General features: G+C 64.3%; 23 protein-coding genes and 1 tRNA gene. 12 read left to right on the forward strand and 12 right to left on the reverse strand.

The genetic code is table 11. From position 1 onward, the window contains the following. The 4 genes from MKK64_RS04540 to MKK64_RS04550 form a co-directional block, all read left to right on the forward strand. Positions 1-375, forward strand: a 375-nt coding sequence (locus MKK64_RS04540; RefSeq protein ID WP_279593035.1) for a carbohydrate-binding domain-containing protein, incomplete at its 5' end; no start/stop codon positions are given. A gap of 1123 nt (positions 376-1498) precedes the next feature. Beyond that, entirely contained in the window at positions 1499-1681 is a 183-nt protein-coding gene (locus tag MKK64_RS04545; RefSeq protein WP_243932377.1) for a hypothetical protein, read from the forward strand. A gap of 41 nt (positions 1682-1722) precedes the next feature. Then, on the forward strand, positions 1723-1848 hold the full coding sequence (locus MKK64_RS28045; RefSeq protein WP_279593036.1) for a hypothetical protein: 126 nt from the start codon (positions 1723-1725) through the stop codon (positions 1846-1848). 126 nt (positions 1849-1974) lie between these two features. Further along, on the forward strand, positions 1975-2391 hold the full coding sequence (locus MKK64_RS04550; protein WP_243932378.1) for a hypothetical protein: 417 nt from the start codon (positions 1975-1977) through the stop codon (positions 2389-2391). 2610 nt (positions 2392-5001) lie between these two features. Here the strand turns inward: MKK64_RS04550 and MKK64_RS28395 are convergent. Further along, entirely contained in the window at positions 5002-5178 is a 177-nt protein-coding gene (locus MKK64_RS28395; RefSeq protein ID WP_409567870.1) for a ribbon-helix-helix domain-containing protein, read from the reverse strand. A gap of 843 nt (positions 5179-6021) precedes the next feature. On the opposite strand from MKK64_RS28395, the gene MKK64_RS04555 reads away from it, so the two are divergent. The 3 genes from MKK64_RS04555 to MKK64_RS04565 all read left to right on the forward strand — a co-directional run bounded on the left by MKK64_RS04555 (position 6022) and on the right by MKK64_RS04565 (position 8152). Then, positions 6022-6237, forward strand: a complete 216-nt coding sequence (locus tag MKK64_RS04555; RefSeq protein ID WP_243932379.1) for a hypothetical protein — start codon at positions 6022-6024, stop codon at positions 6235-6237. Between the two features lie 158 nt (positions 6238-6395). Beyond that, on the forward strand, positions 6396-7127 hold the full coding sequence (locus tag MKK64_RS04560; protein ID WP_243932380.1) for a Crp/Fnr family transcriptional regulator: 732 nt from the start codon (positions 6396-6398) through the stop codon (positions 7125-7127). Between the two features lie 317 nt (positions 7128-7444). After that, positions 7445-8152 (forward strand): Crp/Fnr family transcriptional regulator, encoded by a 708-nt coding sequence (locus MKK64_RS04565; protein ID WP_243932381.1) that lies wholly within the window; start codon positions 7445-7447, stop codon positions 8150-8152. A gap of 1 nt (position 8153) precedes the next feature. Here MKK64_RS04565 and MKK64_RS04570 read toward each other — a convergent pair whose 3' ends face one another. From MKK64_RS04570 to cyoA, 5 genes are all read right to left on the reverse strand, one after another. Next, complete coding sequence (locus MKK64_RS04570; protein WP_243932382.1) at positions 8154-8600, reverse strand: hypothetical protein; 447 nt, start codon at positions 8598-8600, stop codon at positions 8154-8156. Positions 8601-8766: 166 nt separating this feature from the next. Continuing rightward, positions 8767-9165, reverse strand: coding sequence for a cytochrome o ubiquinol oxidase subunit IV (gene cyoD, locus MKK64_RS04575; RefSeq protein WP_313898888.1), 399 nt, complete (start codon positions 9163-9165; stop codon positions 8767-8769). Beyond that, on the reverse strand, positions 9162-9794 hold the full coding sequence (cyoC, locus tag MKK64_RS04580; RefSeq protein WP_243932383.1) for a cytochrome o ubiquinol oxidase subunit III: 633 nt from the start codon (positions 9792-9794) through the stop codon (positions 9162-9164). Before cyoC ends, cyoD begins: the two co-directional genes overlap by 4 nt. 1 nt (position 9795) lies before the next feature. Then, positions 9796-11793, reverse strand: coding sequence for a cytochrome o ubiquinol oxidase subunit I (gene cyoB / locus MKK64_RS04585; protein WP_243932384.1), 1998 nt, complete (start codon positions 11791-11793; stop codon positions 9796-9798). 90 nt (positions 11794-11883) lie between these two features. Next, on the reverse strand, positions 11884-13029 hold the full coding sequence (gene cyoA / locus MKK64_RS04590) for a ubiquinol oxidase subunit II (RefSeq protein WP_409567874.1): 1146 nt from the start codon (positions 13027-13029) through the stop codon (positions 11884-11886). 120 nt (positions 13030-13149) lie between these two features. Here cyoA and MKK64_RS04595 point away from each other — a divergent pair, with 120 nt between their 5' ends. Continuing rightward, the gene (locus MKK64_RS04595) at positions 13150-14520 is read left to right on the forward strand and encodes an MFS transporter (protein WP_243932385.1); all 1371 of its coding nucleotides are present in this window, start codon (positions 13150-13152) and stop codon (positions 14518-14520) included. A 682-nt stretch (positions 14521-15202) separates the two neighbouring features. On the opposite strand, the gene MKK64_RS04600 is transcribed toward MKK64_RS04595, so the two are convergent. After that, a complete protein-coding gene (locus tag MKK64_RS04600) occupies positions 15203-16696 on the reverse strand; it encodes a hypothetical protein (RefSeq protein ID WP_243932386.1) in 1494 nt (497 codons plus the stop codon). A 250-nt stretch (positions 16697-16946) separates the two neighbouring features. On the opposite strand from MKK64_RS04600, the gene MKK64_RS04605 reads away from it, so the two are divergent. From MKK64_RS04605 to MKK64_RS04615, 3 genes are all read left to right on the forward strand, one after another. Further along, positions 16947-17162: a hypothetical protein gene (locus tag MKK64_RS04605; RefSeq protein WP_243932387.1), complete on the forward strand. Its 216-nt coding sequence runs from the start codon at positions 16947-16949 to the stop codon at positions 17160-17162. Positions 17163-17762: 600 nt separating this feature from the next. After that, entirely contained in the window at positions 17763-17948 is a 186-nt protein-coding gene (locus tag MKK64_RS04610; protein WP_243932388.1) for a hypothetical protein, read from the forward strand. Positions 17949-19314: 1366 nt separating this feature from the next. Next, positions 19315-21765: a hypothetical protein gene (locus MKK64_RS04615; protein ID WP_243932389.1), complete on the forward strand. Its 2451-nt coding sequence runs from the start codon at positions 19315-19317 to the stop codon at positions 21763-21765. A gap of 20 nt (positions 21766-21785) precedes the next feature. On the opposite strand, the gene MKK64_RS04620 is transcribed toward MKK64_RS04615, so the two are convergent. The 5 genes from MKK64_RS04620 to parA form a co-directional block, all read right to left on the reverse strand. Beyond that, positions 21786-21890, reverse strand: a tRNA-OTHER gene (locus MKK64_RS04620). A 4-nt stretch (positions 21891-21894) separates the two neighbouring features. Further along, positions 21895-22386: a helix-turn-helix domain-containing protein gene (locus MKK64_RS04625; RefSeq protein WP_243932390.1), complete on the reverse strand. Its 492-nt coding sequence runs from the start codon at positions 22384-22386 to the stop codon at positions 21895-21897. A gap of 238 nt (positions 22387-22624) precedes the next feature. Next, positions 22625-24010: an ATP-binding protein gene (locus tag MKK64_RS04630; RefSeq protein ID WP_243932391.1), complete on the reverse strand. Its 1386-nt coding sequence runs from the start codon at positions 24008-24010 to the stop codon at positions 22625-22627. A 278-nt stretch (positions 24011-24288) separates the two neighbouring features. Beyond that, the gene (locus MKK64_RS04635) at positions 24289-24573 is read right to left on the reverse strand and encodes a ribbon-helix-helix domain-containing protein (RefSeq protein ID WP_243932392.1); all 285 of its coding nucleotides are present in this window, start codon (positions 24571-24573) and stop codon (positions 24289-24291) included. Positions 24574-24620: 47 nt separating this feature from the next. Then, the gene (gene parA / locus MKK64_RS04640; RefSeq protein WP_279593038.1) at positions 24621-25316 is read right to left on the reverse strand and encodes a ParA family partition ATPase; all 696 of its coding nucleotides are present in this window, start codon (positions 25314-25316) and stop codon (positions 24621-24623) included. Between the two features lie 145 nt (positions 25317-25461). Here parA and MKK64_RS04645 point away from each other — a divergent pair, with 145 nt between their 5' ends. Then, a complete protein-coding gene (locus MKK64_RS04645) occupies positions 25462-25737 on the forward strand; it encodes a hypothetical protein (protein ID WP_243932393.1) in 276 nt (91 codons plus the stop codon). The last annotated feature ends 9 nt before the right edge of the window (positions 25738-25746 follow it).

Raw genomic sequence — 25746 nt, forward strand, 5'->3', positions numbered from 1 at the left:
GTTCTGCGTGTGTCGGGCGACGCCTGGAACGGCACGCCGCATTTCGCGGTGCTCGTCGACGGGCAGCAGGTCGGTGGTACCCTGACGACGAACGCTTCGCACGCGGCGGGCCAGACCGAGGACCTGACCCTGACCGGCAACTTCGGCCCCGGGGCGCACGCGATCGCAATCCGCTTCCTCGACGATGCCTCCGGGGGGACGACGGCAACCGACCGGAACCTCTACGTTCACGAGATGATCCTGGACGGCCACGCCTATTCCGGCGACGCGGCGGTCAACACGGCGGGATGGAACAACAACGGCGTCGCCGGCATCTACTCGAACGGCGACGCGACCTTCCATACGACGGCCACGGACATTCTTTGGCACGTGTGACATGCCGGTCATAAGGTCATCCTGTGGCCCTCACGCCGTAGATAAACGGAATTCGTTCCGCTCTCGTCACCGCTTCGTCTGTCGGGACGACGTTCGAGCCCGCAGTCGGATGCGTCGGCAACGCGAAGCTTGAAGAGGTTCGCGCGGATCTACGGTGAGCAGCCGTGCTGATCTCCCCGGCTCAGGCGCGTCGATGGGATCCGGGTGAGCGAAGCGTTCCGCACCGGCAACCAAGGCTTGAGAACCACGCACGAAGGGGGGCGGAACAGCGATAGCGCGTGTACCGCTCCTCCGAGTTCCCGTTCGACCTGCTGGTCGAGGCGTCGCACGATTTCATGGTTTGCATGAATGTCGAAGCCTGATCGGCGCCGATCAATACGAATCGGATTGGGAACGCGGTGCCGTCGCCGGCCCGAGCTGAGGGGTAGCCGTGCCGAAGCACCGATGCCGATGCTCAGGCGCCGTCGGCGACGTGGACGGGCTTGAGCACGCTGGTCGCACGAGTGTCCATCAGAATGATGGGGCACGGATCGGTTGTGGTCGCGCGCGTGGGCGGTACCGCGGATCGTGGTGCTCCGAACCTGCGCTGGAACTGGGACGGCCGGCGCTTCTCGGTGCGCCGGTGGCGCCGCCGGTTGTCCGTCCTCTGCCCTGGGCGATCGAGCGGGGCCCATCGTACCCAGGGAGGCACCGTCCGCTGGGTGCGGCGGGTGGTTCGCTGAGGACGAGGCCGTGTTCGCAGCAGACTTCCCGGCTCGGCCTTTCTTTGCGGAGCGCTTGGCGCAACGAGAGGTAGCGGCGGAGCTGGTGTTCGTCGAGCGAATGGCCGCCGAAACTTAGACGTTCGGCGACCGTGGCCAGGGAATGTGCCGCATCACGGCGCAGACGAACGATCTGGTGGCGGCGACGCTGAAACAGCCCGGTCCTGTACGCCTACTGGCGGGACGCATGGTCGGCGCTTTGGAAGGCCGACCCGCGCCGGTCCGATTTCCTCATCGTCGGGATCTGGTTCAGCTTACTCTCGCACTGGTGCCAGAACCTCTACTCGCTTGCCTACCGGCTCGCGAAGGCGCCGGAGTGGCTGCTGACGGCTGAGGTGGTGGCGCCGATCGTGATGCCGTCCATGGTCGCGTCCGTGCTGCACGCGGCGGCGCCAGGTGCGGTCGACGGCACGGTGCCGCGTCGGAACCGAATCGCGCTCGGCATCGGCGTCGGATCCGGCGTGTCCGCGGTGGTCTTCCTGATCGCCATCCGCCCCGACATCCGGCCGATCATCGACCGGGCTCGCCCCTACATCGGCGCCTGATCTAGCACGGGCTATCTCGTCGTGCCGGGAGCGCCACCAGCATGAAGACCTGCCCCGAAGGTGCGTTCACCGCCGGCTACCTCTGGATGGCGGGCCTCGGTGGTGCGGTCCTGATGTTGGTGGCGGCGATGATCCTGCGGGATCTGACAGCAACACACGATCCCTGATCCGGGAAATAATGCCCCGATCTCGATTCGCCGATCAGAAGATATGAATCAGTTCATGGAGTCCGTGGCGGGCCCTTCGATCAGAGCCAAAGATCGCCCCTCAATTAGCAAAAGAGATTTTTCTAGATGGAGAAACTTTCCAGCGCTTCAGGTCGTATCCTTTATAACAAGGAAAATCAGTCAGCATATCTAGGATTCTCAATGCGTATCACCCATGCGATTCCACTCATCGTTTTTGGCATATCCACGCCAGCTTTCAGCCAAGGTAAATTGCAGCCACGGCCAGCCATACCTCCGAGCTCGAGCTTGAGTAGCGATGAAAAGACTGCGGAAATCCGACGCGCAATTCAGGAAGGACAAGCGAGACAGAAAGCGACCGACGCACGCAACGAGCGGGTATGGCGTCGCTGGGACTATGCTGTGTGCGTCGGTTGTGGACCGATGCCGAAGAAATTTCGCATCGTCTACACAACGCCAGCTCGGGTGCTTGCCGGGTTTATCGCCGCAGACGATGATGAGATCAGGAAAGCACGTAGACTTTAAGAATGGCTGTTAGCCGAGGCCTGGCCGCCCCCCCCTGCGCCGAGCTTTTTCTTGCCTGTGATCCGGCTAACCCTTGCCGAGGGACGCGCGTATCCAGCACCGGGGAGATCGGCAGACCAGCGCGCCCAGCTTCGGCCGGGACAGGTTTCTATGCCGACACCAAACATGCTTGAGACCCAGTTGGGTCAGCAGCCTGAGCAGATAGGTTTTGCTGCAGCGCTGCCCCCCTTCACCAACCGATCCATCACGACCTCACGGTTGTAATCCTGCGTATTAATAACCGGGCGATCTCGCTCGCTGGGCGCCGACGCTACTGTCGATCCAGTCGCTTTCACGTCTCCGTCAATCAACTTGCGAGGCCGGTTGACCAGCGCTGCCTGTGAGTGATCCCCAGAATGCACCGGCTGGGTCAGCAAGTGGTCACGTCCAGGGGCTTCCAGCGCAGCAGTCGGGTTCACACCTCGCCGGCCATCGTTCGCTCGAAGCGTCAGGAGAGTGCCGGGAATAACCACCGGTGCGAGGGCAGCGTCTCGTCCGAGAGGAGCCGCTGAATCGGCGACGGATGGCGTTTCCGCTGTGTGTATTCCAGCCGGCGGCAAGGAGCTGTAGGCGTTGGATCCCAATGGCAGCCTTGAACATCCGCCCATGGCGAGCAGAACCAATCCGAACGTCGCAGTTCGCTTCACCATCATGGCCGTCCCGACGCGAATCCCGACCATTATGGACGAGTTTCAGCTTGGCTATTAACTCTTGAGTGCTCGCAAGGTTCAACCTGTGGATATGGCATTCGGCCTTCGGTTTGCCTGGCTGGACGGCTTCTCGAGGGGCCGCGTCGAGCTGCAGAAGGCGACGGGGACCGAGCCGGCAACCCGGATGCAATCGCTATCGACGAGCGTCGTCTCGTTGGCACGTGGATCGCGTAGGCGCCTCGTGTGAGGCACTTCCGCCTCACGTTTTTCCATGCGAGCCAAACTTGAGGCCGCCCGGCTCCGGCCACGGCGGGCTTTTTCGTACGATCAACGCAAACGGCCCCTCGGCCACGATGCGCGCCCAAGAGCCGATGACGAAGCACACCCACCGAGCGTCGTAGGCGAATCTCGTCGGGGGAGGGCGTTGCTGATGGGAGGGGTCTCACATTGGCGACGCCGCGATGGTTTTCCGGCTTACCGCCTGACATCCCAAACAGCCACTCAGACAGGCCGCCCCGGGCCGGCCCGGCCCGCCGGTAGGTCTGGTTCCCGTATCGGATCCAGGTGTCGACGATCGCCTCGACGCGACGCGGGTTGAATACCAGGGCGCCGAATTCTGCGGCCCAGATCATGCTGAGCAGTCTGGGTCATTCTTCAATACCTTTCGCTCTGGAGCTACTGTCTTACGCTTTTTTGTAAGGGCGACCATTTGCCGGCATCGGCTCACAACCATGCGCCACCATAGACAACGTTACCATAGGGCAGTGCTCATCTGCCATGCAGTTGCAATGCTGCTGACGGTCCTGCAGTTTAACTTGAGTTATTGCGCAATCTCTGCCGAAAAAAATCAGTATATCAATACCACACGAACGGCAGATATCTCTTGCGATGCGCATCGTACGCCCACGTTCCCTTCTTGGGGACCCAAGACAAATTTCGCTTGTAATATCTGCGGACTGAAAACCGTTCCAAAAAAGCACGATATAAACTTCCAGTTGACGGTCAGTACAGATGACGAGCGGCCAAATTCTGCCACAATCAACCTAAGCTAATCAGGAAGTTAATCTTATGAGACTCATTGATGATCGACGATTTTTGGGCCCATTGAATGTCGGCCGGCGGTGATAGAGACACAGACCAAGTGGTGCAACGCTGCTGTCAGCCGCCGGCTGCGCTACTCCAGTGACCGCAGTTTCAGCCCGGCGCCGGGGTGAGTGCCCCCGAAAAGTCCGTCCGGGTGCTGACACCCGGTCCCTCCGCCCGCAAGCCGAGCACACCAGCCACAGCGCGACGTCCGAAACAGGCAGATCGTCGGGCAGGCCGTCGAACGACATCGCTCCGCAGTGCCCGCACTCGCAGAACACCAGCAATACGGCGCTGTCGCCAGCCTCGGCTGAGGGGTAGCCGTGCCGAAGCGCGATGCCGATGCTCAAGCGCCGCGGCGGCGTGGACGCGATCTAGCACGCCGGTCGGACAAGTGTCCGATACCGGACTTTGATTTTGTTGCGTTTTTCTCGATTTTATCGGGCGTGCCCAAGCATTTGCCCAAATGGGGTATTCACGCTTTTGTTCGCGCAGGTGGATAACCGGAGGGTAGAAATGAGGATGGGTAGAGGGGGGCGCCAGCATTCTCAGCCATAACCGAAGGGGTACGACATCAAGGGTTTAGGTCCTGATCACCCATCTTAACCGGCATCGGACCTAGGAAATGGACTATCGGAGTGGCCTCCAGTCAACGCTGTGGCCGCGGTATTCCACCGACCGTGACAGTCGGCGATATGTCCGCAGAGCGCCAGAAGCCGACATAAGCAGTTCGCCCCGATGCAGACGTAGGCAGACCGCGAAAACGAGGGTTTTCACGACACCAAACTTGAGTCTTGGCTACGCTCACCGGAAGGTGGCGCGAAAGTCGTAGCAAACTCTATGTTACGGGATCGGCGCTTCTGTTCCCCCCACGACGGCCTCTACTGGCGGCGCCGCCACGCAGACGTTGCTGTTCGTCGGCCACTCGCTTCAGCCCATGCTTTTCGAACAGATCATTTAACGCCTCGGCTAGCGGCACCTGATGGGTGGCGTCACGTTCAGCCCAGAGAACCACACATGACCGTCTGGATCAGAAATCTGGCGGAAGGGGTGGGACAATCGTCCCCGGCCGCCAGCATCAGTGAAATCAACGACTTAGACAGGAGTGCTGCTCTCGCGGTGTAGCAGACCGGTGTAGCAATTATCAATCCCGGCCGATGGGCCATCTACCTATGCCGCATCCCAATGAAACCGGTTTCACTGACTTCCCGATTGGGCGGACCAATCGGGCTTCGAACTGGCGTTGGCGACCCGTGTTCGTGGCGGCGAGAGCAGAGACTGGTAGCTGGTACACCGCCGCCAGCTCGGCCCCACACGATGCCTAGACAGGGTACCCTCGAACAGCTGCTTTCAATCCATCACGGCACCTCGCTGGGCAATCAGGAATGGCCGGACCTGACCTTGAGGGGAATGGCTGCTTCGAACTAGACTGTTCGCAAAAGCGGGCGGTCTCCTTCCGACCCATGCCGGCCGTTCTGACCGCTACCCAGTGCTTCCCAAAAGCGGCCGTTCGTCGAACGCTCGGCAACTTCGGCTCGGGGTGGACTGCGAAAGTTGACCCACCGCCCGCAAGCGGACGTTCTGCTGTGCGCCCGTAGCGGTCGTCGAGGTGAACCTGACGGTACATCGGGAGCGGACGGGGTGGGGGCGAAGGGGTTTGGCCCCGGATTGTCTCTCGGTCGGCGTAATAACAGGGCTGGGGATTCCAGGCGACCTTCCTTCGCGACGCCGAGTCAGTCCGCAACCGAGTCGATCGTGACCGCCCGGCTGCGTAGCCGGATGCCTTGCGCTGGATCAAAGCGCGGCACGGCGAAACCGGCAGGACTTTGGCCCGTCCAACCGGAAGGCGGGTGCCACGATGCGCGAATATCTCGTCACCTTTCACAAGATCGTCTTCGACGGCGCCGGTCACGATCGGCGCGTGCTGCAACGCTGCGCGCGGGTCCGTGCCCGATCGGACGTCGGTGCGGCCTGGGAGGCCAAGGCGATCTTCTGCCGAGCCCTAGGCATTCCGGACTGGCGGCTGCTCGCCGACACCTGCGAGGTCGTGGCTTTGGCGCAGTCCACCGCGTAGCAGCCCGGTGACGGCAGGGTGCGACCCTCGCGGGGCGCCGTTGCTCGCGGTGCCCAGCGCGGGGAAGCCGCATAGGAATGGTGACGGGCCGCAGGTAGGTGTTCCAGTCGAAGATCGGGTAAGCTCACGTTTCCATGAGGAAACCCGGGGGCTGCCTGATGCCGAGCGAGACTTGCGCGCCAGACCAGCACCCGTGCCGGCACGGCCGGACTGAGGGGGGCTGCACCGAGTGCAGGGTCCGCCTCGTCAGCGTCTGCGCTGCACTCACCGGCGACGAACTCGACGAACTCGAAGGGCTTAGCCGGCACGTCGCGTTTGATGCGCGCCAAACCCTCTTCTCGCAGGACGAGGAGGCGACCGCCGTCTTCAACATCACTGAAGGGGCGGTGCGCCTCTTGCGCCTGCTGCCGGACGGGCGCCGCCACGTCATGGGCTTCGCCCTCATTGGGGATTTCCTCGGCCTCGCGCTGCCGGAGCGGCAGACGGTGACCGCCGAGGCGTTGTCGCCTGTCGCCGTCTGCCGCTTCGAGCGGCGGGCGTTCCAGGATCTCGTGGCGCGAAAGCCCCACCTGCTGCAGCGCCTGCACGAGCGCGCGGGCTACGAACTCGGTCTCGCGCAGGACCAGATGATGCTGCTCGGCCGCCGCGGAGCCGAGGAGAAGGTCGCGGGCTTCCTGCTCGCCCTACGCGAGCGCTACGCCGAGATCGGTCTGACCTCGGTGACGCTGGAACTGCCGATGGGGCGGCAAGACATCGCCGACCACCTCGGCCTCACGATCGAGACGGTGAGCCGCACTCTGTCGCGCTTCGACCGCGAGAAGGTCATCCTGATCGTGCCCGGCGGCGTCCGCCTGCTCGACCTGGGCCGGCTCAAGCGCCTCGCCGGATGAGGAAGCCGCCCTGCGGGCACGGTGCCTTGGGTACGAGGCACAATCCGCCTTGATCTGAATCAAGGAGGCGGAGCGTCGGCGGGATCAGCTGGAAGGCGTCGATCCCGGGAGATCCCGATGCCCCCACCCGCGCGTACCGGCCTTCCTCGCCGAAGCCCGGCCCGTCGTGAGTTCTCTGTCGGCCCGACCCGGGCACTCGCCTCGATGCGGCGAGCACCCGCGCAGGCGCCATGCCTTACCCTAACCACCGATGAACCGCGTCGGGCGCTCCGCGCACGACGCGGAAGCCCGCGCCAGTGGCTTTAAGGACCGGACCAGTGTCGATCGATGTCTGCGCAGGCTGCCCCGTCCGCGACCGTGCGCTGTGCCGCTGCCTCGGCGACGAGGAGCGCGTCGCCCTAGCCGGCCTCTGCCAGCGGCGCCGCGTCGCGGCGGGTGAGACCGTGATGTGGGCAGGCGAAGACAGCCGGATCTGCGCCAACCTCCTGTCGGGCGTCCTGAAGGCCGTCGCGGCGACGGCCGACGGACGCGAACAGATCGTCGGCCTGTCGTACCCGGCGGACTTCGTCGGCGAGCCCTATGCAGCCGAGATCGGTTTCACTATCACGGCGCTGACCGACGCGGAGCTGTGCACATTCCAGCGACGCCCGTTCGAGCGCTTCTTGGAGCAGCACGCGCGGATGGGGAACCTCCTGCTCCAGCGCACACTCAAGGCGTTGAGCGAAGCCCGCGCGCGCATGTTGACGCTGGCGCGCCTCTCCGCCGGAGAGAAAGTGGCCGGGCTCCTGCTCGACATGGCCGTGCGAGCGGGGGCGTCCACGGGCCGACCGGGCCTGGAGGAACGGGTGACGTTCGAGCTTCCGATGACGCGCGGCCATATGGCGGACGTGCTAGGAATGACGATCGAAACGGTGAGCCGGCAACTGACGAAACTGAAGGGCGCCGGGGTGATCGTCCTGTCTGGCGCCCGGACCGTCACGATCGTCGATGCGCGCGGGCTCAGGAGGCGGGCCGTGGCGGCGTGAGTCACGCCGCCCGACGGCACAGGCCGTCGATGAGCAGGGATTGGCCCTCGGCTGTCAGGCGATGCCGGCCGAGCGTCAGGACCATGAGGATCTCCAACACCATCGCCTGTCGGCGCGCCGCGAAGAAGCAGCGCAGCATGTAGCCGAGCGCGTCGGCGGAGATTCTGACGGCCGCGGCGTCGAGCACCGCCAACAGGTCCCCGGCGTGGACGAGATCGTCGGTGCGGCGTGCCTCGACGTGACGGAGCAAGGCTGCGGTCAGGACGTCGGGAACGCCAGGTCCGAACATCCCGGCAAGGTCAGCGGTGCTCGGTCCGTCCTGTCCGATGAAGTCGTTTAAGGCAGAGCGGAGTCGCTCGGCCTCGTCCGCAATCGGCCAGGTGGGGAGCCTGTCGGCGCAGGCTTCGAGGTGGTCGCATAGGCCAGCCGAGTGCGCGTGCCGCGCCATGAGGCGATGGAGTTCCGCCTCCACGATGAGGCCGGAATGGTCCGCCAGGGGGGCGGGAGGGCGAGGCGTTCCCATGAGACGATCCCGGCTGTGAGACTCTTCCGGGCCGCATCGGTACCGGACCGAGGGGGAGCCGAGGTGTCCTCCGCATCCGGCCCCGGCGCGGTCAGTGCATTGGCGCCGCCGCTGCGTCCGGCATCGGCATCATGTTCACGTTGAGATGATACATGACCCAGATCGAGCCGCCGATCGTGAGCACCACGATCACCACCGTGAAGAGGAAGGCGAGCAGCGTCCAGCCGCCCTCAGAGCGCGTGTCGAGATGGAGGAAGCTGATCACGTGGACGACGATCTGGATCAGCGCGAGGGCGAAAATGATCGCCGTCGTCACCCGCGCATCGGGCAGCGGCCGCGACATCACGAGCCAGAACGGCACGACCGTCAGCAGGATGGAGAGCGCGACGCCGATCCGGTAGCCGCGCCGGCTCCCATGCGCGTGCCCATGCGCGTCTTGGCGCACGTCGCCCGAGGCGCCGTGCATCGTCGGGGTGGAATGCAGGCTCACCGGATCACTCCATGAAGGTAGACGAAGGTGAAGACGCCGATCCAGACGATGTCGAGGAAGTGCCAGAACATCGACAGGCAGACGATCCGGCGTCGCATCGCGCCGCTGAGTCCGTGCTGGCCGAGTTGGACCAGCATCGTCGCGATCCAGATCAGCCCGACGGTGACGTGCGCGCCGTGCATGCCGACCAGGGTGAAGAAGGCCGACAGGAACGCGCTGCGCTGCGGGCCGGCCTCTTCCGCGATCAGGTGAGAGAACTCATAGAGTTCGACGCCGACGAAGGCTGCGCCGAGGAGGCCCGTCACCGCGAGCCAAGCCCGCGTCGGGCCGACCCGTCCCGCCTCCATGTGGGGGATGGCCTGCCCGAAGGTGATCGAGGAGGCGAGCAGAAGCGCGGTGTTGAGGGCGACCAGCGGCAGGTCGAACAGCTGGCGCGGCCCCGGACCGCCAGAGTAGGCCGTGCTCACCACGCCGTACATCGCGAACAGCGAGGCGAAAATGAGCGCGTCGCTCATCAGGTAGATCCAGAAGCCCAGGAGAGTGGCGCCCCCGCCGTGGTCGTGCTCCTCCGCTCCGGTCTCGTGCCAGGCGATCTCGGGCTCGCCAGCGTTCCATACGCGATCGGTCATATCAGGCTCCCCGGCCGAGCGGCGTCCCGCGCACGCTCTCGCTAGCCGCGACCACGTCGGCCGGGATGAAGGTGTCGCGCGCGAAGTTGAAGGTGTGCCCGACCGCCACGGCGATGAGGGCGAGGAAGCTCGCGGCGGCGAGCCACCAGATGTACCAGACCATGCCGAAGCCCAGGCTCAGCGACAGGCCGGCGAGGATCACGCCGGTGCCGGTGTTCCGTGGCATGTGAATCGAGCGAAAATCGCCCGTGGGCCGGGCATAGCCGCGGCTCTTCATGTCGTACCAGGCATCCAGGTCGTGCACGACGGGCAGGAAGGCGAAGTTGTAGGCCGGCGGCGGCGAGGCGGTCGACCATTCGAGCGTGCGACCGTTCCAGGGGTCGCCCGTCGTGTCTCGCAACGCGGTCCGGTTCACGAAGCCCATGACGATGCTCATCACGAAGCCGAGGATGCCGACTAGGATGACTACCGCGCCGATGGCCGCGATGACGAAGTAGGGCTGGAAGCTCGGATCATCGAAATGGCGCACGCGGCGCGCGGTGCCCATCAGGCCGACCACGTAGATCGGCGTCCAGGCGACCCAGTAGCCGACGACCCAGCCCCAGAAGCCGACCTTGCCCCAGAACGGGTCGAGCCTGAAGCCGAAGGCCTTGGGGAACCAGTAGACCATGCCGGCAAACAGGCCGAACACGACGCCGCCGATGATCGTATTGTGGAAGTGCGCCACGAGGAACAGCGAGTTGTGGAGCACGAAGTCGGCGGGCGGGATCGCGAGCAGCACGCCGGTCATGCCGCCGACGACGAAGGTCAGCATGAAGGCGACGACCCACATCATCGGCAACTCGAAGCGGATGTCGCCGCGGTACATCGTGAACAGCCAGTTGAAGATCTTCGCGCCGGTGGGGATCGAGATCACCATCGTGGCGATGCCGAAGAACGAATTCACGGCCGGTCCCGCACCCATCGTGAAGAAGTGGTGCAGCCAGACAAGGTAGGACAGGATCGTGATGACCACCGTAGCGTAGACCATCGACGTGTAGCCGAACAGGCGCTTGCCAGTGAAGGTCGAGGTGATCTCGGAGTAAATGCCGAACGCGGGCAGGACGAGAACGTAGACTTCCGGGTGGCCCCAAATCCAGACCATGTTCCAGTACATCATCGGCGCGCCGCCGCGGTCGTTGGTGAAGAAGTTCGTGCCGACGTAGCGGTCGAGCATCAGCAGGAAGAAGGCGGCGGTGAGTGCCGGGAAGATCGCGATCGCCAGCACGTTCGAGCAGAGCGCGGTCCAGCAGAACACCGGCAGCTTCATCATGGTCATGCCTGGCGCGCGCATCTTGACGATGGTGGCGACCATGTTGATCGCCGACAGCGTCGTGCCCACGCCCGCGATCTGCAGGGACCACAGATAGTAGTCGACGCCCGTATCCGGACTGTAGTCGAGGCCGGCCAGCGGCGCGTAGGACAGCCAGCCCGTGCGGGCGAACTCGCCGACGAACAGCGAGACCATGGTGAGGACCGCGCCCGCGGCGGTGAGCCAGAAGCTGAGGTTGTTCAGGAACGGGAAGGCGACGTCGCGCGCCCCGATCTGGAGCGGCATCACGAAGTTGATGATGCCCACCACCAGTGGGATCGCCACGAAGAAGATCATGATCGTCCCGTGGGCGGTGAAGATCTGATCGTAGTGATGGGCGGGCAGGTAGCCCTCGTTCGCCCCGAAGGCGATCGCTTGCTGAGCGCGCATCATCAGCGCGTCGGCGAAGCCCCGCAACAGCATGACGATGCCGAGGATCACGTACATGATGCCGATCTTCTTGTGATCGACGCTCGTGAACCATTCGTGCCAGAGGTAGCCCCAGAGCCGGTACCACGTCACCGCGCCGACGATGGCGAGGCCGAGCAGCACGACGACGACGAAGGTGCCGAACAGGATGGGCTCGTGGATCGGGAAGGATTCCCAGGTCAGGCGTCCGAAGATCGTCTTCAGATGGATGTCGGTCATGACGGTCCCGATGGGAAGGGTCTATCCCGCGCGGTGCGTTCCCGTGCGGGCGGGAGGAGGGATGAATGGATGGACGGTGCGGTGAGCGGATTACTGGTGGTCGCGGTTGTGCGGGCTGCCCGGCTCGAGCGCACCGGGGGGATCAGACCGGGCGGGCGCGGTGACGTTAGGGCCGAAGCCCTTCTCTTCGGGCGCCTTGTCCAGGGCCGGCTTCGGCTTGCTGCCGAGGAGCGGCTCCGCCGCGCGTCCGGAGGGCATCGTCGCCCCCCCGTGCGGATGCGCACGGTCTCGACCCGCCTCCCGATCCGCTTCCATGTCGCGGCGCATGAGGTCGATCATGCAGGGCTTGCCCGGCTCGACGCAGCGGTTGAGCGTGCGGTCGAACAGCCCCTCCTCGACGGAGGCGAAGCGCATCGCCGGCACCCGCTCGCTGGGCTTGATCAGCTCGACGAGGTTCGAGAGCGCGAGGCTGGCGCCTTCGGCCTTCACCGACGCCACCCAGCGGTCGAAATCGGCTACCTCGACGCCGCGCAGCTTGAACCGCATGTCTGAATAGCCGCGGCCGGTGTAGTTGCCCGAGTAGCCCCAGCTCTCGCCGGGCTTGTTGAGCACCGCGTTCAGCTCCGAGCGCATGGTCGGCATGGCGTAGATCATGCCGGCCAGCGTCGGGGCGTAGAACGTGTTGAACTGGTCGCTCGCAGTGATCGCGAAGCGCACCGGCACATTCACCGGCAGCGCCAGTTCGTTCACGGTGGCGATCCCGAGATCAGGATAAATGAACAGCCACTTCCAATCGAGCGCGACGACCTGGACGTTCAGCGGCTTCAGATCGGGGGGGACGGGCACGCCCGGCGCGAGGCGGTCCAGGGGCCGGAACGGGTCGAGCAGGTGCGTGCTCGTCCAGGTCACTGCGCTCAGCGCGATGATAATGAGCAGCGGGCAGGACCAGATCACTAGTTCGAGCGTCGTCGAGTGGTCGAAGTCCGGATCGTAGACCTTGTTCGGGTTGCCCCGCCTGTAGCGCCAGGCGAACAACACCGTTAGTAACATCACCGGCACGATGATGAGCAGCATCACGCCGACCGAGAACAGGATGAGGTTGCGCTGCTGCAGCGCGACGTCTCCGGTAGGGTTCATCACCACCATGTTGCAGCCGCCGAGCCAGAGCGGCAAGAGCAGCAAGAGCGGGACGCGGGCGAAGGCCCGTTTTGTGGGACTGAATGTTGGGGCGGACATGGCCGCCGGGATAGCCGGCGTAGGTGCCCGCCGACTTTGACCACGGTCAAATCTCCCCGGATCGTGCGCCGTTAAGGCCGTGGGGAACCAATCGCCGCCGAGGCGCGGTCCGCCCCCCCTATGGGGACGCGGGCGTTTGAGGAGACCGAACGGATGGGAGTCACGACCGCCGGACCCGCTAGTTCGACGCCGCTGGAGCGCGACGCCCGGCTGGTCAATATCCGCGAGCACCGCATCCGGCCCGGCGAGATCGCGGTCGGCGTCATCATCGGGCGCTCGTCAGAGTTCTTCGACTTCTTTGTCTACGCCATCGCCTCGGTGCTGGTGTTCCCTTCGCTGATCTTTTCCAGCGCCGACGCGCTGACCGGCACGCTCGCCTCCTTCGCGATCTTCTCGCTGGCCTTTGTCGCCCGGCCCTTCGGCGCGCTGACGTTCATGGCCATCGACCGCCGGCACGGGCGGGGGGTCAAGCTTACGGCGGCGCTTTTCCTGCTCGGGGGATCGACGGCGGCCATGGCGTTCCTGCCGGGTCACGACCAGGTCGGCGGTCTCGCCGCGATCCTCCTGGCGATGCTTAGGATCGGGCAGGGCTTCGCGCAGGGCGGCACCTGGGATGGCCTGCCCGCGCTGCTGTCTCTCAGCGCCCCATCAGAACGGCGCGGCTGGTTCCGGATGATTCCGCAACTCGGCGCACCGATCGGCATGTTCGTGGCGAGCGCCCTGTTCGCGTTCCTGCTCGCCACGCTGAAGCCGGCGGACTTCCTCAATTGGGGCTGGCGCTACCCGTTCTTCGTCGCCTTTGTCATCAACGTCGTCGCGCTGTTCGCGCGGCTGCGCCTGATCTCCACCCCCGAATTCGCCCGGCTCTACGAGAGCCGGGAGTTGCAGCCGTCCCGCCTGTCGGACCTCGTGCGCGAGGAGGGACGAACGGTCGTCCTCGGTGCGTTCACCCCCCTGGCGAGCTTCGCCCTCTTCCACCTCGTCACGGTGTTTCCCCTGTCATGGGTCGTGCTGGCTGGAGGCGACGCACCCTTACGCTTCCTGGTGATCGAGCTGGTTGGAGCCGGTGTCGGGCTCGCGACCGTGGCTCTGTCCGGGCTCCTCGCGGATCGGCTCGGGGGGCGGACCGTGCTCGGGCTCTCCGCGGTGCTGATCGGCGCCTATGGCGGCTTCGCGCCGCGGCTGCTCGACAAGGGGCCCGCAGGCGAATGGACCTACGTGCTGCTGGGCTTCGCCCTCCTCGGGCTCGCCTTCGGCCAGTCTTCGGGTGCGCTGAACGCCAGCTTCTCGGCCAAGCACCGCTACACGGGCGCGGGCACGACCGCGACAGCCGCTTGGTTCATCGGCGCCGGCTTCGCACCACTTGTCGCCCTCTGGCTCGCGAGCACCTTCGGCCTATGGTCGGTCGGCGCCTATCTCGTCTCCGGTGCCCTGTGCACGCTCGTGGCCCTTGGGCTGAATCGAGTGCTGCACAGAACGCCAACGCGATGAAACCAGGATCTTCGACCGCCCTTTGCGTCGCCTTCGCACGCCTACGCTTCTACAAGCGGTCCTTCCGCTCCCGGCCAAATTTAGACAATTACAGAGTGTCCGCTTTTCTGGTTCTGTATTCGGAAGCATACTAGCAGAAAATCACCCAATCTGTTCGTAGGCTGCGGCATCCTCTACGGCCTCGAAGCAGACATTCTCAGGGCGCCGATTGAGCTGTAAGCGGGAGGGAAACTATAGCGAGCGCCGTTATCTGCCCGTTTGCGAATGGCCAATCCCTGCCAGCGCCGTCCGCCTACGGGACGCTTCCACAGCCAGGGGAGCAACTGGGACGGACGCAAGTCGGCATTGCTGCCGTCAAGAGCGGCTTACCCAATCATGCGTATCGGTTGGGGACCTGTTCGTCTGCTGCACTACCGTCAATAACTCAGAAGCATGCCGATCGACAGTGCGAGTGAAACCGGTTTCACCGAGGAAAAGAGCCATCTCGGTGGGCAAGCTGCAAGCCCATGAGGCTGGCGGAAGTTGCGAGACCATCGTCCGCACCCACTCCCACTCACAAAATCAATGACTTAGGCGAAGCGACCATCGTGCGGTGTAGCAGTTCGGTGTAGCAGTCATCAACCCTATCCACCGCCTGAAGCTCGAACGAGCGCATTCAACTCGCCGCCTACGCACCGCTCGTTTATGCTGTGCATGAACATTCTTCAGGGTCCTTCCACTCGGGCCACGAGGACACCAGCGGCGGCAGATCCTCAATCTCGTAGATAACCCGGACCTTCGCCTGCGGCTTCGCCAGTGCAACCGGTTTCACCCACGTAGCCGCAGGGTCCCTGCCGGAGCGGATACGAACCAGGGCGAGGCGGTATTCAGGGTCCTGTTTCTCCAGCTCTAGGCGACGGGCCGCCTCGTTGATCTCGCGAGCGCGCTTGTCCAGGTCCTCAACGAACTTCCGCTTCGCCAGCCGCGCATCAACCTGCCGCTGGGCATCCTCCGGAGGCCAGCCCTCGCGGAGAAGCTGACGGAGTAACTTAGCTCCTGGGAGCAAGTCAGTGCGGAGCATTTGGCTGTCGCGGCGATCGTACTCGCGCTCGAACGCGGCTCGGTATTTGCGCAGGAAGTCGAGGTCGGGGTACTCCGAGTACACCACGTCTTCCCGCCACTGCCGCTTCCGAAGCCACGGGGCTTTGTCCCTCCACTCCGCTTCCCTATTCTGCGCGAGTTCGACATGGCGGAAGACGGTTTGGTAGGTCGTGCGCCAGTGCTTCACGCACCACTCGATCCAGTCTCCCGGAGCGATGTCCGTCCGCCGCCAGCGCGTCGCCACCTGCTCCCACTGCTTCCTCAGCTTGATCGAGGCTTCCGGGGGCAGCTCGGCATCGGGCCAAGCTTCGCGAAACGCGGCGTCGAAGCGGTCCGACAAGGTCGATCCCCATAACTCCCGCGGAACGCGACCACGCTTCACAACCTTCACAGTGAGCGGAGCAGCCGGAACAACCTCGATCGGAACAGGCGGAGTGGCCGTAGGCGGAGCAGCCTGGATAGCAACAGAAGGTGCGGCAGCTTGAGAGGATTTAACAGGGGCGCTAGCCCTCTTCTCTTCTGAAAAAGGCGAAGCCCCTCGATCCGCGTCTGGCGCGAGTGTGCGAGCGCTGCGCTTACTCTCTTCTAAAAGAACTCTCTTCTCTAGATGGGGGTCCACAGCGTGGACCTGTTGAACGTCCACGCTGTGGACCCTTTCGGCCTTTTCTTCCGCCTTCCAGACAGGGTCCACCAGGGTCAGGAGCGGGGCAAAAAACTCGCGCTCTTCTGCTGAGAGCAGGGGCCACACCGGCTCCAAGGCAATCGCGTAGCGCTTGCACCGGCCGACCTTCTGATCACGGACAAGGCCACGGTCTTTGAGGACTTTCCGGGACTTGTAGAGCTGGGCCCGCTTCATGCTCAGGCCCGCGCGGTGGCCGCGCGTGTTGCCCTTGCCGGTGACCCCGTCGAGGAACCAGCGATCGGGGATGTCCTTCGACAGCTTGCCGAAAGTGAAGCTCCGGTCCGCGATGAACAGGTACACATCGCGATCATAGCTGTTCGGGACCAACCTCGCTGCCCTGCGGGTCAGCAGCTCAAAGAGCCGACTGAAGAGCTTCCGCCTCTCAGGGTCGGAAATCGTAGCGGTCTCAGTCACGGTACGCGCCTTTCGCCTTGACGTGCGCCGTAACAAAGCTCTACACCAGAGCATTGCTACGGCGACGTAGTATCGATCAGAGCGCTTCGCCGGTCCGCCAAGAGAGACGACGCGCTCTAAGTTTCCAAAACCCCCTGGGCTCACGCCTGGGGGTTTTTTATGCCCGGAATGTGGGGGATAGGCAACCAGAATATCTTGTGAACGGGCATGCGTTGGTATATATCTCAAGAATTGATCGAAGGAGGCAGCGGTGATTTCGCTCAGCTACAAAGGCAGCCACGAGATTGTCGAGAAAATCGACTGCTTGGTGCTCGCGCGCCGGCATGAAAACCCTGGCGAAAGCTACAGCCGCGCCGCCTTCCTCCGGGAGGCCGTCAACCGTGCTCTCGCGGGTGTCGAGATAACGCCACCCAAGGTCCGCGCGCGGGTGCGCGAGCGCGTCAGTGCGGCGCCCGACGCCGTTTAGGCTCGAAACAACGACTTCCCGCCGCCTCGCCGCCCATCTCGCTTCGTGCGCGGCGGCCCTGGGGATCGAGCCGCCTTCCCCGTTAGGGCCGGAGATCGCCCCCGAGGCGCCTCCAGCCACCCTACCGGAGACCGCTCCAGATGCGCCCCCGGTCCGTATGCGCGAGCGCATCCCGCGGCTCACCTAATCACACTGGCACTCCGGCAAGCGCTGGGCAGCCTCCCCAACCCGCCGAAATCCTGATGGGGCCGGCGAGGGAGCTTCGCCATGCCTTCGATTTCGATCTGGAGACCCGTCCGCTTGCGGCTCCCGCACCATGATGAACCGTCGTGGCCTACCGACATCCTGACGTTTGATGAAGCGGAGCGGCACCTTCGGCGGCTGACGCGCATGGGATGCGGCTGCATGAAGTATGCGAACTGCAACATGCCCCCAAAATGCGTAGTTGGGCTATCCACCGGTCATGCAGGCAGTGTTCCCGTGGCACGGATCATGTGCACCCTAGCGGCTGATCTTCCGCTTGGACCGAAGGATTACGCTTGCCATCGGTGCGATGTCCCGAATTGCGCGCATCCGGATCACATTTACCTAGGAAACCACATGACCAACGCTCAGGACAAGTTCCGGCCTGGTCGTCCCATTCGCGAGAGGCAGGCGGCCCGCTTCTACGATTCGATCCTGGAGCAGATCCCAGCGATCGTGGACACTCGTATTCTGAGACCGCTCCCCATCGCTCGTCCCAGTACACGCTTCAAGACACCGGCATATCTGGCCGCGCACGTCTGATTTGAAGAGGGCACTGGACATCGAAGTCCTTGCCATCTTTTTCCTTATCCTTGTAGGGCGGAACGATTTCGCAGCCGATCGCGCTCCGTCACGTCCAAAAACTATCGTTCCCCGCGGCAAACGCCGCCTTGCATCATCGAAACCATTAGGGGGCACTGTCATGTCGGGCGGCGCGAATGTCACGGTCACCATCGGCGCGGCCTTTACGGGCTCGTTCAAGTCGGTTCTCGGCGAGGCCGACCGCGAGCTTAAGAAGTTCGGCCGGGGCGCTTCCCGGAGCATGAAGGCTGCCGATCGGGCATCCGCCGGACTGGGCAAGTCCGTGGCGGGGGTCGGCAAGGCTGCCCGGGAGGCGCACACCGCGATCGGCGCGACCGCGAGGGAGCTGCACGGCCTACGGGGTGGAGCCTCCCACGCTGCCACGGCCGCTCGGGAGATGCGCAACCTGTCCAGCGAGAGCCGCCGCGCGGCCCGCGAGACCAAGGCGGTGACCGCAGCGACCGTCCGCGCGGCGAAAGCCCAGGCCCGAACCTCTCGCACTTCAGTGCAACCGGTTTCACTGGCGCCCCGTGCGGCTGCCTCGATCGCTTCGGGCTCGCGGCGGACACCTGAGCGCCGCAGCGAGGCCCTTCCCGCCCGGTCCCCGGCCGCATCTGCCGCTGCCCGCACGCCTCATCGGGCAGGATCGAGGCTCGATGGGCCACCCGTCACTTCGCACCTTGCCCGTCCCGTCGCTGTCCCCATTCGTCCGGTCGATCGGCCTGCCCGGATGGCAGCAGAGCATGCCCCCGAGACCTCGCCGCCCGCACGCGAGGCGATGCCCCGTGGTTTCCAAAGAGCGGTCCGCGAGACCGCGAAATCATCGCAGGTGGTCGGCCGCGCCGCTCGGGCCCTCGCTGGTCATGCTGCGAACACCGATACCGCGACGGCGTTGTCCCGGATACCGCCGGCTATCTCGCGGGCCGTCGCGAAGAGCATCGTTCCCGGCATCCTGAACGGCCGGGCCGCCCGTCCCCCCGAAGCCGCCAACGCCCCCCCGGCGGCCCCCAGCTCCCGCCGGCCGGCAGCTCGCACCCCTTCGGGTCTTCCCGCCGTGGCGGCAGCTCCGGCTTCGGCCGCTCCTTGGGGTGCCCCTTCCCCTCGTCAGCCCCGGCAGACGCGCGGAGGCGGTCGGCAGCGGCCTGGCGTCTTCGCAGGCCACGGTGGCGGGACCGGTGGCGGTGGCGGTGGTGGAACGGCCGGCCGGCGTAGCGGCGGTCGTCATGGTGGAGGGGCGCACACGCACGATGGTGCCGCGATCGGCGGCGCTGTGGCCGGTGCCTTTACCGCTCATTCCATTTGGGACGCTGTGAAATCGGGCGGCGAGATGAACGACCTGCAAGTCCTCCTGAAGCTTCAGGGGCGCAACACGGCCGAGATCCAGGAGGCGACACAGGCTGCCCAGCGCATCGCCGCGAAGAACCCGAACATTTCGGTGGTCGATGCCATGAAGGCGGTCATCGACGTGGCCGACACGGGTGACCGTGACATGAAGAAAGCTGCTCGCCTCGCCCCCATCATTGCCCAGTCAGCCAAGATGGTCGCCCTGGTAGGCGATGGGGCCATGAAGAAGAACCTGGGCGAGGACCAGTCCCGCTATCTCGGCCGGGCGCTGGAGGATACCGGCAAGGGCACCAAGTCGGAAAGCGAGATCAAGAGCTACGTGGATGCGATCACCGCCGGCACCATCGCCACGCGCGGCATCTTCAACCCGAAGGAGCTGTTTCAGACCATCCAGAAGTCGGGTGGTACGGCCCGCGGCTGGTCGAACGAGTTCACGGGCGAGGTGTTGCCCGCCCTGACTATGGCTATGGGGGGCAGCGGAGCCGGCGACGCGACCTACATGTTCTCGAAATCCTTCGTGAAGGGCCAGATGCAGCTCTCCTCCGCCAAGGCGATGATGGAGATGGGCCTGATCAACAAGAAGGATCTTCTGTATGACGGGAAGAAGTATCTCGGGGTGCGGCCGGACAGCATGCCGAATGCCGAGGGCTTCCGCACGAACCAATACGATGCGTTCCGCAACACCGTAGTCCCTGCCGCGCTGAAGAAGGCCGGCATCACAGATATCGGGGCGACGAGGCAGAGGTTCTACCAGGAGCACGGCAACGACACGGACTTGGCCGGCCTGTCGGGTGATGACCGCAAGGTGAAGCTGATCGACAAGTTCAAGGAGTTCTTGGACAACGAGCTTCAGAAGGGCACCGACACCTTCGCCAAGGCCAAGAACTTCTCGAAGCAGATCGCCGACTTCATTGCCCAGAATGAGCAGATCCAGGCGATGCGGGAGCAGATCCGCCGGCAGCCCAAGAACGCCACGGAGATCATGACGGGCGAGAACTTCACCGCCCAGCTCGACAAGCTCCAGAGCACCTTCCACACGCTCATGACCGCGCTCGGGGCGCCGGAGGTCGGGACCGCGATCACCGCGATGGATCAGATCGCGGGCGCCATGGGCAAACTCGCGGTCGCGGCGGCCTCCGATCCGGGTGCGACCCAGAAGGCGATGGCTGGCATTGCGGCGGTCACGGCCGGCATTGCGTCTCTGGGCACAATCGCCCTGGCCGGACCCGTTATCGGCGCCATGGCGTCTCTCGGACCGTTCGGTCTCGCGGTTGGGGCAGTGGCTGCGGCCCTCGCCGCCTGGGCCGTGCTCGACTTCGACGGGTTTTCCGAGAGCATGGGGAAGCTCTTGGCTATCGGGCAAGCCCTGAAGGCCACGCTCGATTTCCTGGGCTCGATCGGGGACGACGCGAAGGGTAACAGCCTCATCGGCAAAGCTGTGTCGGCCATGCTCGGGAACAACTCCAGCTCGAACAGCGAGGAGGCGTACCTGGAGGCGGGCAAGCGGCGGGACGCGGCCAAGGCCCGGCTGGACACCTTCGATCCGAGGGCGCGCGGCGCGTTCCCAGGGCAGCGCGCCGGCCTGGAAGACGACCTCAAGCGGGCAGAGGCGGAGGTGAAGGCCCAGGGCGATGCCAACGTGGCGTATGCCGAGCGGAAGAGGCGCACTCAGGAGCGGGAGGCCAAGGCCATGAAGATGGTCTCCGACGCCGACCAGAAGGTGAAAGACGCCACGGACCGGGCAAACGCCGTCCGGGCGATGCAGGAACACGCGGAGCACAGCGACGCCGATCTGACGAAGCGTGTTCAAGAGTTCAAGCCGAAGGAACAGCGTGAACCGGTGACCAAGAGCATCCGCTACGGCGACAAGCCGGCCGGAGCCGCGGCGGATGCTCGGGCCAAGGCAGCGGCGCCCCTGTCTTCGGAGAACGTGCACGTCACCAACCCGGTCCCCTCGCCCATCCAGGCGATGAACAAGCCGGTGCCGGTCACGATCATGGGCCCGACGCCGGGTACACAGGGAGCACCCGCGATCCCGGCGACGCCCGCGAGACCGCTTGAGCCTACGGGGGCGATCCCCGGCGCGGCAGTGGCGGCAGGCGGGCGCACCGTGGTCGATATCGCAGGGCCGGTGTCTATCAAGGACGAGGTCGGGGTGAAGCAGCCCCTTCGGCTTGCCACGCCCGTGCTGGTGACGGCCCAAGGCGTCCTGAACGTCCACGACACTGAGCTTCAAGGCACCATGTCGGGACTGAATGCGACGCTGGCGGGCATGGCAGGTTCGCTTGGCTCGATCGCGGCCAACACCGCGGCCACGGTGGCAGCCTGTAATGCGGTGGTCGGTGCCATCAACGCGAAGCAGTTCAACGTGACCGTCAACGGCGGCGGGGGATCGACCGGGGCAGCCAAGGAGCGTTCGAGCTTCAGCGACTGAACACCCGGTGGAAGGTAGTGTGGGCACGGCGGCGGGAGTTGAACCCGCATCTCCCCGCAGCTATGCTCAGGTGTGACCAAGACGCATAGTAGACAGCGGGCGCTCTTCCGTTGAGCTACGCCATGATCTCTAGGCAGCGCTGGTGGAGGCCTTGGCCGGAGTTTCGGCGTCCACCAGTCGCTTGCCCTTGAACTTCTTAGCCGCTGTCATCTGCGGCTCAATCTTCTGGAGCTTCTCGATCAGGCCGGTCAGCACATAGGCGCTGGCGGTCTGTTTTTTCTTGCCCTTGTACCGGTGGACGCGCTCCAAGAGCCCTGCCGCTTCGAGTTCGTCAAAGTAGCGGAAGAGCGAGCGCGGGCTTTTCCCCATCCGGCGAGCGACTGTTGCAATGGCAGGGCGGGGAGCATCGTTGGCGTCCCACCAGTGATAGATGAGATGCAGCAGCACGTTGAAAGCGGTAGGGCTGATCTTGAGATGCGCCTGCGTCTCGAAGAGCAGTTTCGGCAGGATGGTGAAGCCGTGGCCCATCACGGCTTTCCCGTACTTGTCATCGGCCTTCCGCTTCTCCTGCGGTGGCAGAACCAAGGGGATGATTTCAGCAGTGGGCGGCGGCGTCGTCATGAGTGAAGGTATGATGCTGGTCGCCGCGGCCGGCAACCCGAACGCGGCCTGCGAAGGGGTGTCAGAACTGGCAGAACCCCTACGTCCTACTGCGTCGTATCCCCGATGCGTGCTAATCGACTGCACATCCTACATCGTGCGCCGTTTCTGACATGCCTGCGGGTGACGGATCTGACAGGCGTACCACTGCCAGATCCGTCACCCGTAAAACGCATCTTCAGGGCGATTTCTTCGGCAATCACGCCGCTCCGACTTTCCTCCAGGCGGCGTGACCGCCGCCACGGTTCGGGACACGCTCGATGATCCCTTGGTCCCGCAGCTTGTAGAACTCTTTCTTGACCGCGTTCTCCGACTTGATCCCGGTCAACTGCCGCGCCTGGGCGTTCGTAATCTCGGCGTGATCCTCCAGGAACGTCATGATTGCCTCTGTCGGCAGGGCTAGCGGAGCGTGCCGGATCGTCACCTTGATGTAGTTGCCGTCCTCTTCGATGATGGGCGGCTTCAGCTTCCACTCCTTCATCTTCTGGAACGCCGTGTTCAGGCCCTCGCCCATGTCCTTATTCGGCGCGTCGCTGTAGCGGTTGAGGCATCGCACCATTTTCGAGTTCCGCGAGAAGCGGGCATCCAAGATGTTATCCACCCGGACGTATCCGGGAAGTTTACCGGGGCTTGAGATCTCGATGCGGTCGTTGAATATCGTTACATGCACATCGTCCGAGATCGAATAATCCCGGTGGATGATTGCGTTGACGAAGACCTCCCAGATAGCCTCCGGCGGATAGCCCTTTTGCTCCGATCCCTGGCTGCCCCACATGGAAATGTTGGATAGGATCGAAGTGATCTTGTTCACTGCTGCATGAATTAGTTGGTAGGCCGGACCTTCGATGTAGTAGCTCTCCTTAAGGTGAGCGCGCTCCGGATCGTCCTCGCGGGTCTCATAGCGGGAGATCCGGACCCCGCACTTCCGAGGCAGCATGGCGGACGGGTTGTCGCCGAATAGCAGGATGCCTGCGACCAGCGGCGTCCACTCCTTGCTGTCCACGAGGTGCTGATTGACGGCATAGTCCAGCGGATCGGTCGATGGGGAGTAGTCGGCCAGGAAGGACGCCAGCTCGTGCGCATCCGCGATCTGCTCGGGAGTGAGATCCGGGAGCTTCATGTTCTCGTAGGAGCGAGCGCCCTTGGCGAAGCCCAACTCCGTGATCTGATCCGCCGACAGCGGCAGGGACTGTGCCCCGGACCGCTGGTAGACCTTGCCATCGGACGTTTTATTCACGTCGGCACTCCGCTCCACGAAGATGTGCAGCGCGACGGTGCCCTTGGTATCGTGCTTCAGGAACTCGTACCGCGCATCGACGGACGGGTTGAGCGTGTGGATGGCTTGCAAGAAACCGTTGAAGTCCTCGACCGTCTGGAAACCGCCCCATCGCTTCGTGGGATCGGGCTCGTCCTTGTCGTCAGCGATCCCCACGACGACTTCGCCGCCATCAGCGTTGGCCAAGGCCACTACGATCTTCTGCAACTTCTGGCCTGAGATCGCCGCCGCCTTGCGGTCGAAAAAGTGCCCCTCGGCGCGCTTGCACAGCACTAACGCGTCGGCTTCAGAGATCTGACGTTCCTTCACAGAACCCTCTTGTGATCCGATCGCTTCGGCTGCAGTAAGGATGAGAAGGATAGGATGCGCATGGCGGGCGCTCCTAGTGGTCAAAATCTAACGGATGGAACCCGCCAGCAACGTCCGCGCTGGGGGAAAGCAGACCTCCGGCCTGCCGGTGCGCCTATCAGGGGACCAAGTCGAGGGCGGTGGTCACCGCGATCAGCGCCAGGGGGGGACAGGGGGACAGGGGGGGCTTCGCTTCAGTGAAACCGGTTGCACTGGCGTGCAGATGCCCCGTCTCCTCATTACGCTTTAGCGATCGGTGCCTCTCCGTGCCGTTCAAACAGCAGGTTGAGAGCGTCGGCGAGAAGGGCTGCCTGTGACCGGTCCTGCTTAATCGCCATGATCGCGAGCTGCTGCCGCACGGCTGGATCGAAGTAGGCGCTGATCACCACTTTGCCCTTCCGGCTAGGGGCAGTCCCTGCCATCGGAATTACGGCAGGAAGCTCGGCTTCATCCGGCGCCGTCGCGGGGGCCTTGCCGCTGTTGCTCTTGATGCTGGCGAGCCCAGCTTGGAAGCGGTTCGTCATGGTGTCCTGTGCTCCTGTGCTGTGCGCGTGTTCGCCTGTGGTACTGTTCACGTGCGGGATATCCCACCTGCGGACGTGTGCGCATTCGCGGTCGCGGACACGGCCACGTGTAATGCTGTGGGAAGGTGCAGTTGTTCGCATGCCCACATGTGTAAGCGTATGATTTCGGCTGCAGCCTTGCCCGCGGGCTCGATCTCCTGCGCAGTCTGGCCGCCAATCAAGCATCGGCTGTAGGCCACTCGGTCCCCAAGCCGCACCGGACAGACCGGCAGATCTAGCCCGGTCTCGATCATCTCGGCCGCTTCATCGGCTACGGTTCCATGCGCCTGGACGCCGTTGAGGATCGCGAAGGCCGGCACCTTCACGAGTTTCAGCAGCTCGATCGTCTTCCGCATCGCCCGGAGGTCCATGATCGAGGGCTGACACGGCACCAGCACCAGATCGGCGCACCGGGCAGCCTCCAGGGCCGTGCTCTCCGCGTGTGGAGCTGTGTCCAGGATGAGGATGCCCGTGCCGATATCGGCCGCCTGCTCCACGACCTTGGCGAGCCGGGCCGGCTGAATGCTCTCCACGTGGGGGACCTTGTCTGCCCGTGCGTCGTGCCACTCCGCGGCGGATGCCTGCGGGTCCAGGTCCAGCACCAGCACGTCCGTTCCCTGTGCCTGGAAAGCGGTGGCAAGGTGGAGAGCAACTGTCGTCTTCCCGACGCCGCCCTTCTGATTGATGAGCGCGATGGTGCGCATGTCCGCTCTCCCGCATAGCCGCATGCGAACCTGCGGCCCCGTGCACGTGTGCACACGTCGTCAGGTGTGCACGCAAGAGTAAACGGTGGGTTAAAGCACGGGTGCCAGGCGTGCTAGATGGCTTCCGGATCGCAAGGGGACAGGCATGGGCCTCTATACGAAGAACGGCCGACCGCTTCAGAAGTCGGGATCGCAGGTCTACACCCAGTCCGGGAAGCTGGTTGGCCGGATCAGCGGCGACAAGGTGCACGGCCCTGACGGACGCTACGTCGGTACGATCGATGGCGACCGCCTCGTTTACCGGTCAACTGAAAGCGCTAGCATTAGCTCTTCGGTCGTCGGGTCAAGCGTTGCTGCTACCGCGCAAGCAGCCAGCGTCGGGTCAGCGGTGTGGGGCGATGAGCCGAACATTCCCGAGTAGTGGTGGAAA

The organism is Methylobacterium sp. E-025, from assembly GCF_022829705.1.
In the GTDB taxonomy this organism is placed as follows: domain Bacteria; phylum Pseudomonadota; class Alphaproteobacteria; order Rhizobiales; family Beijerinckiaceae; genus Methylobacterium.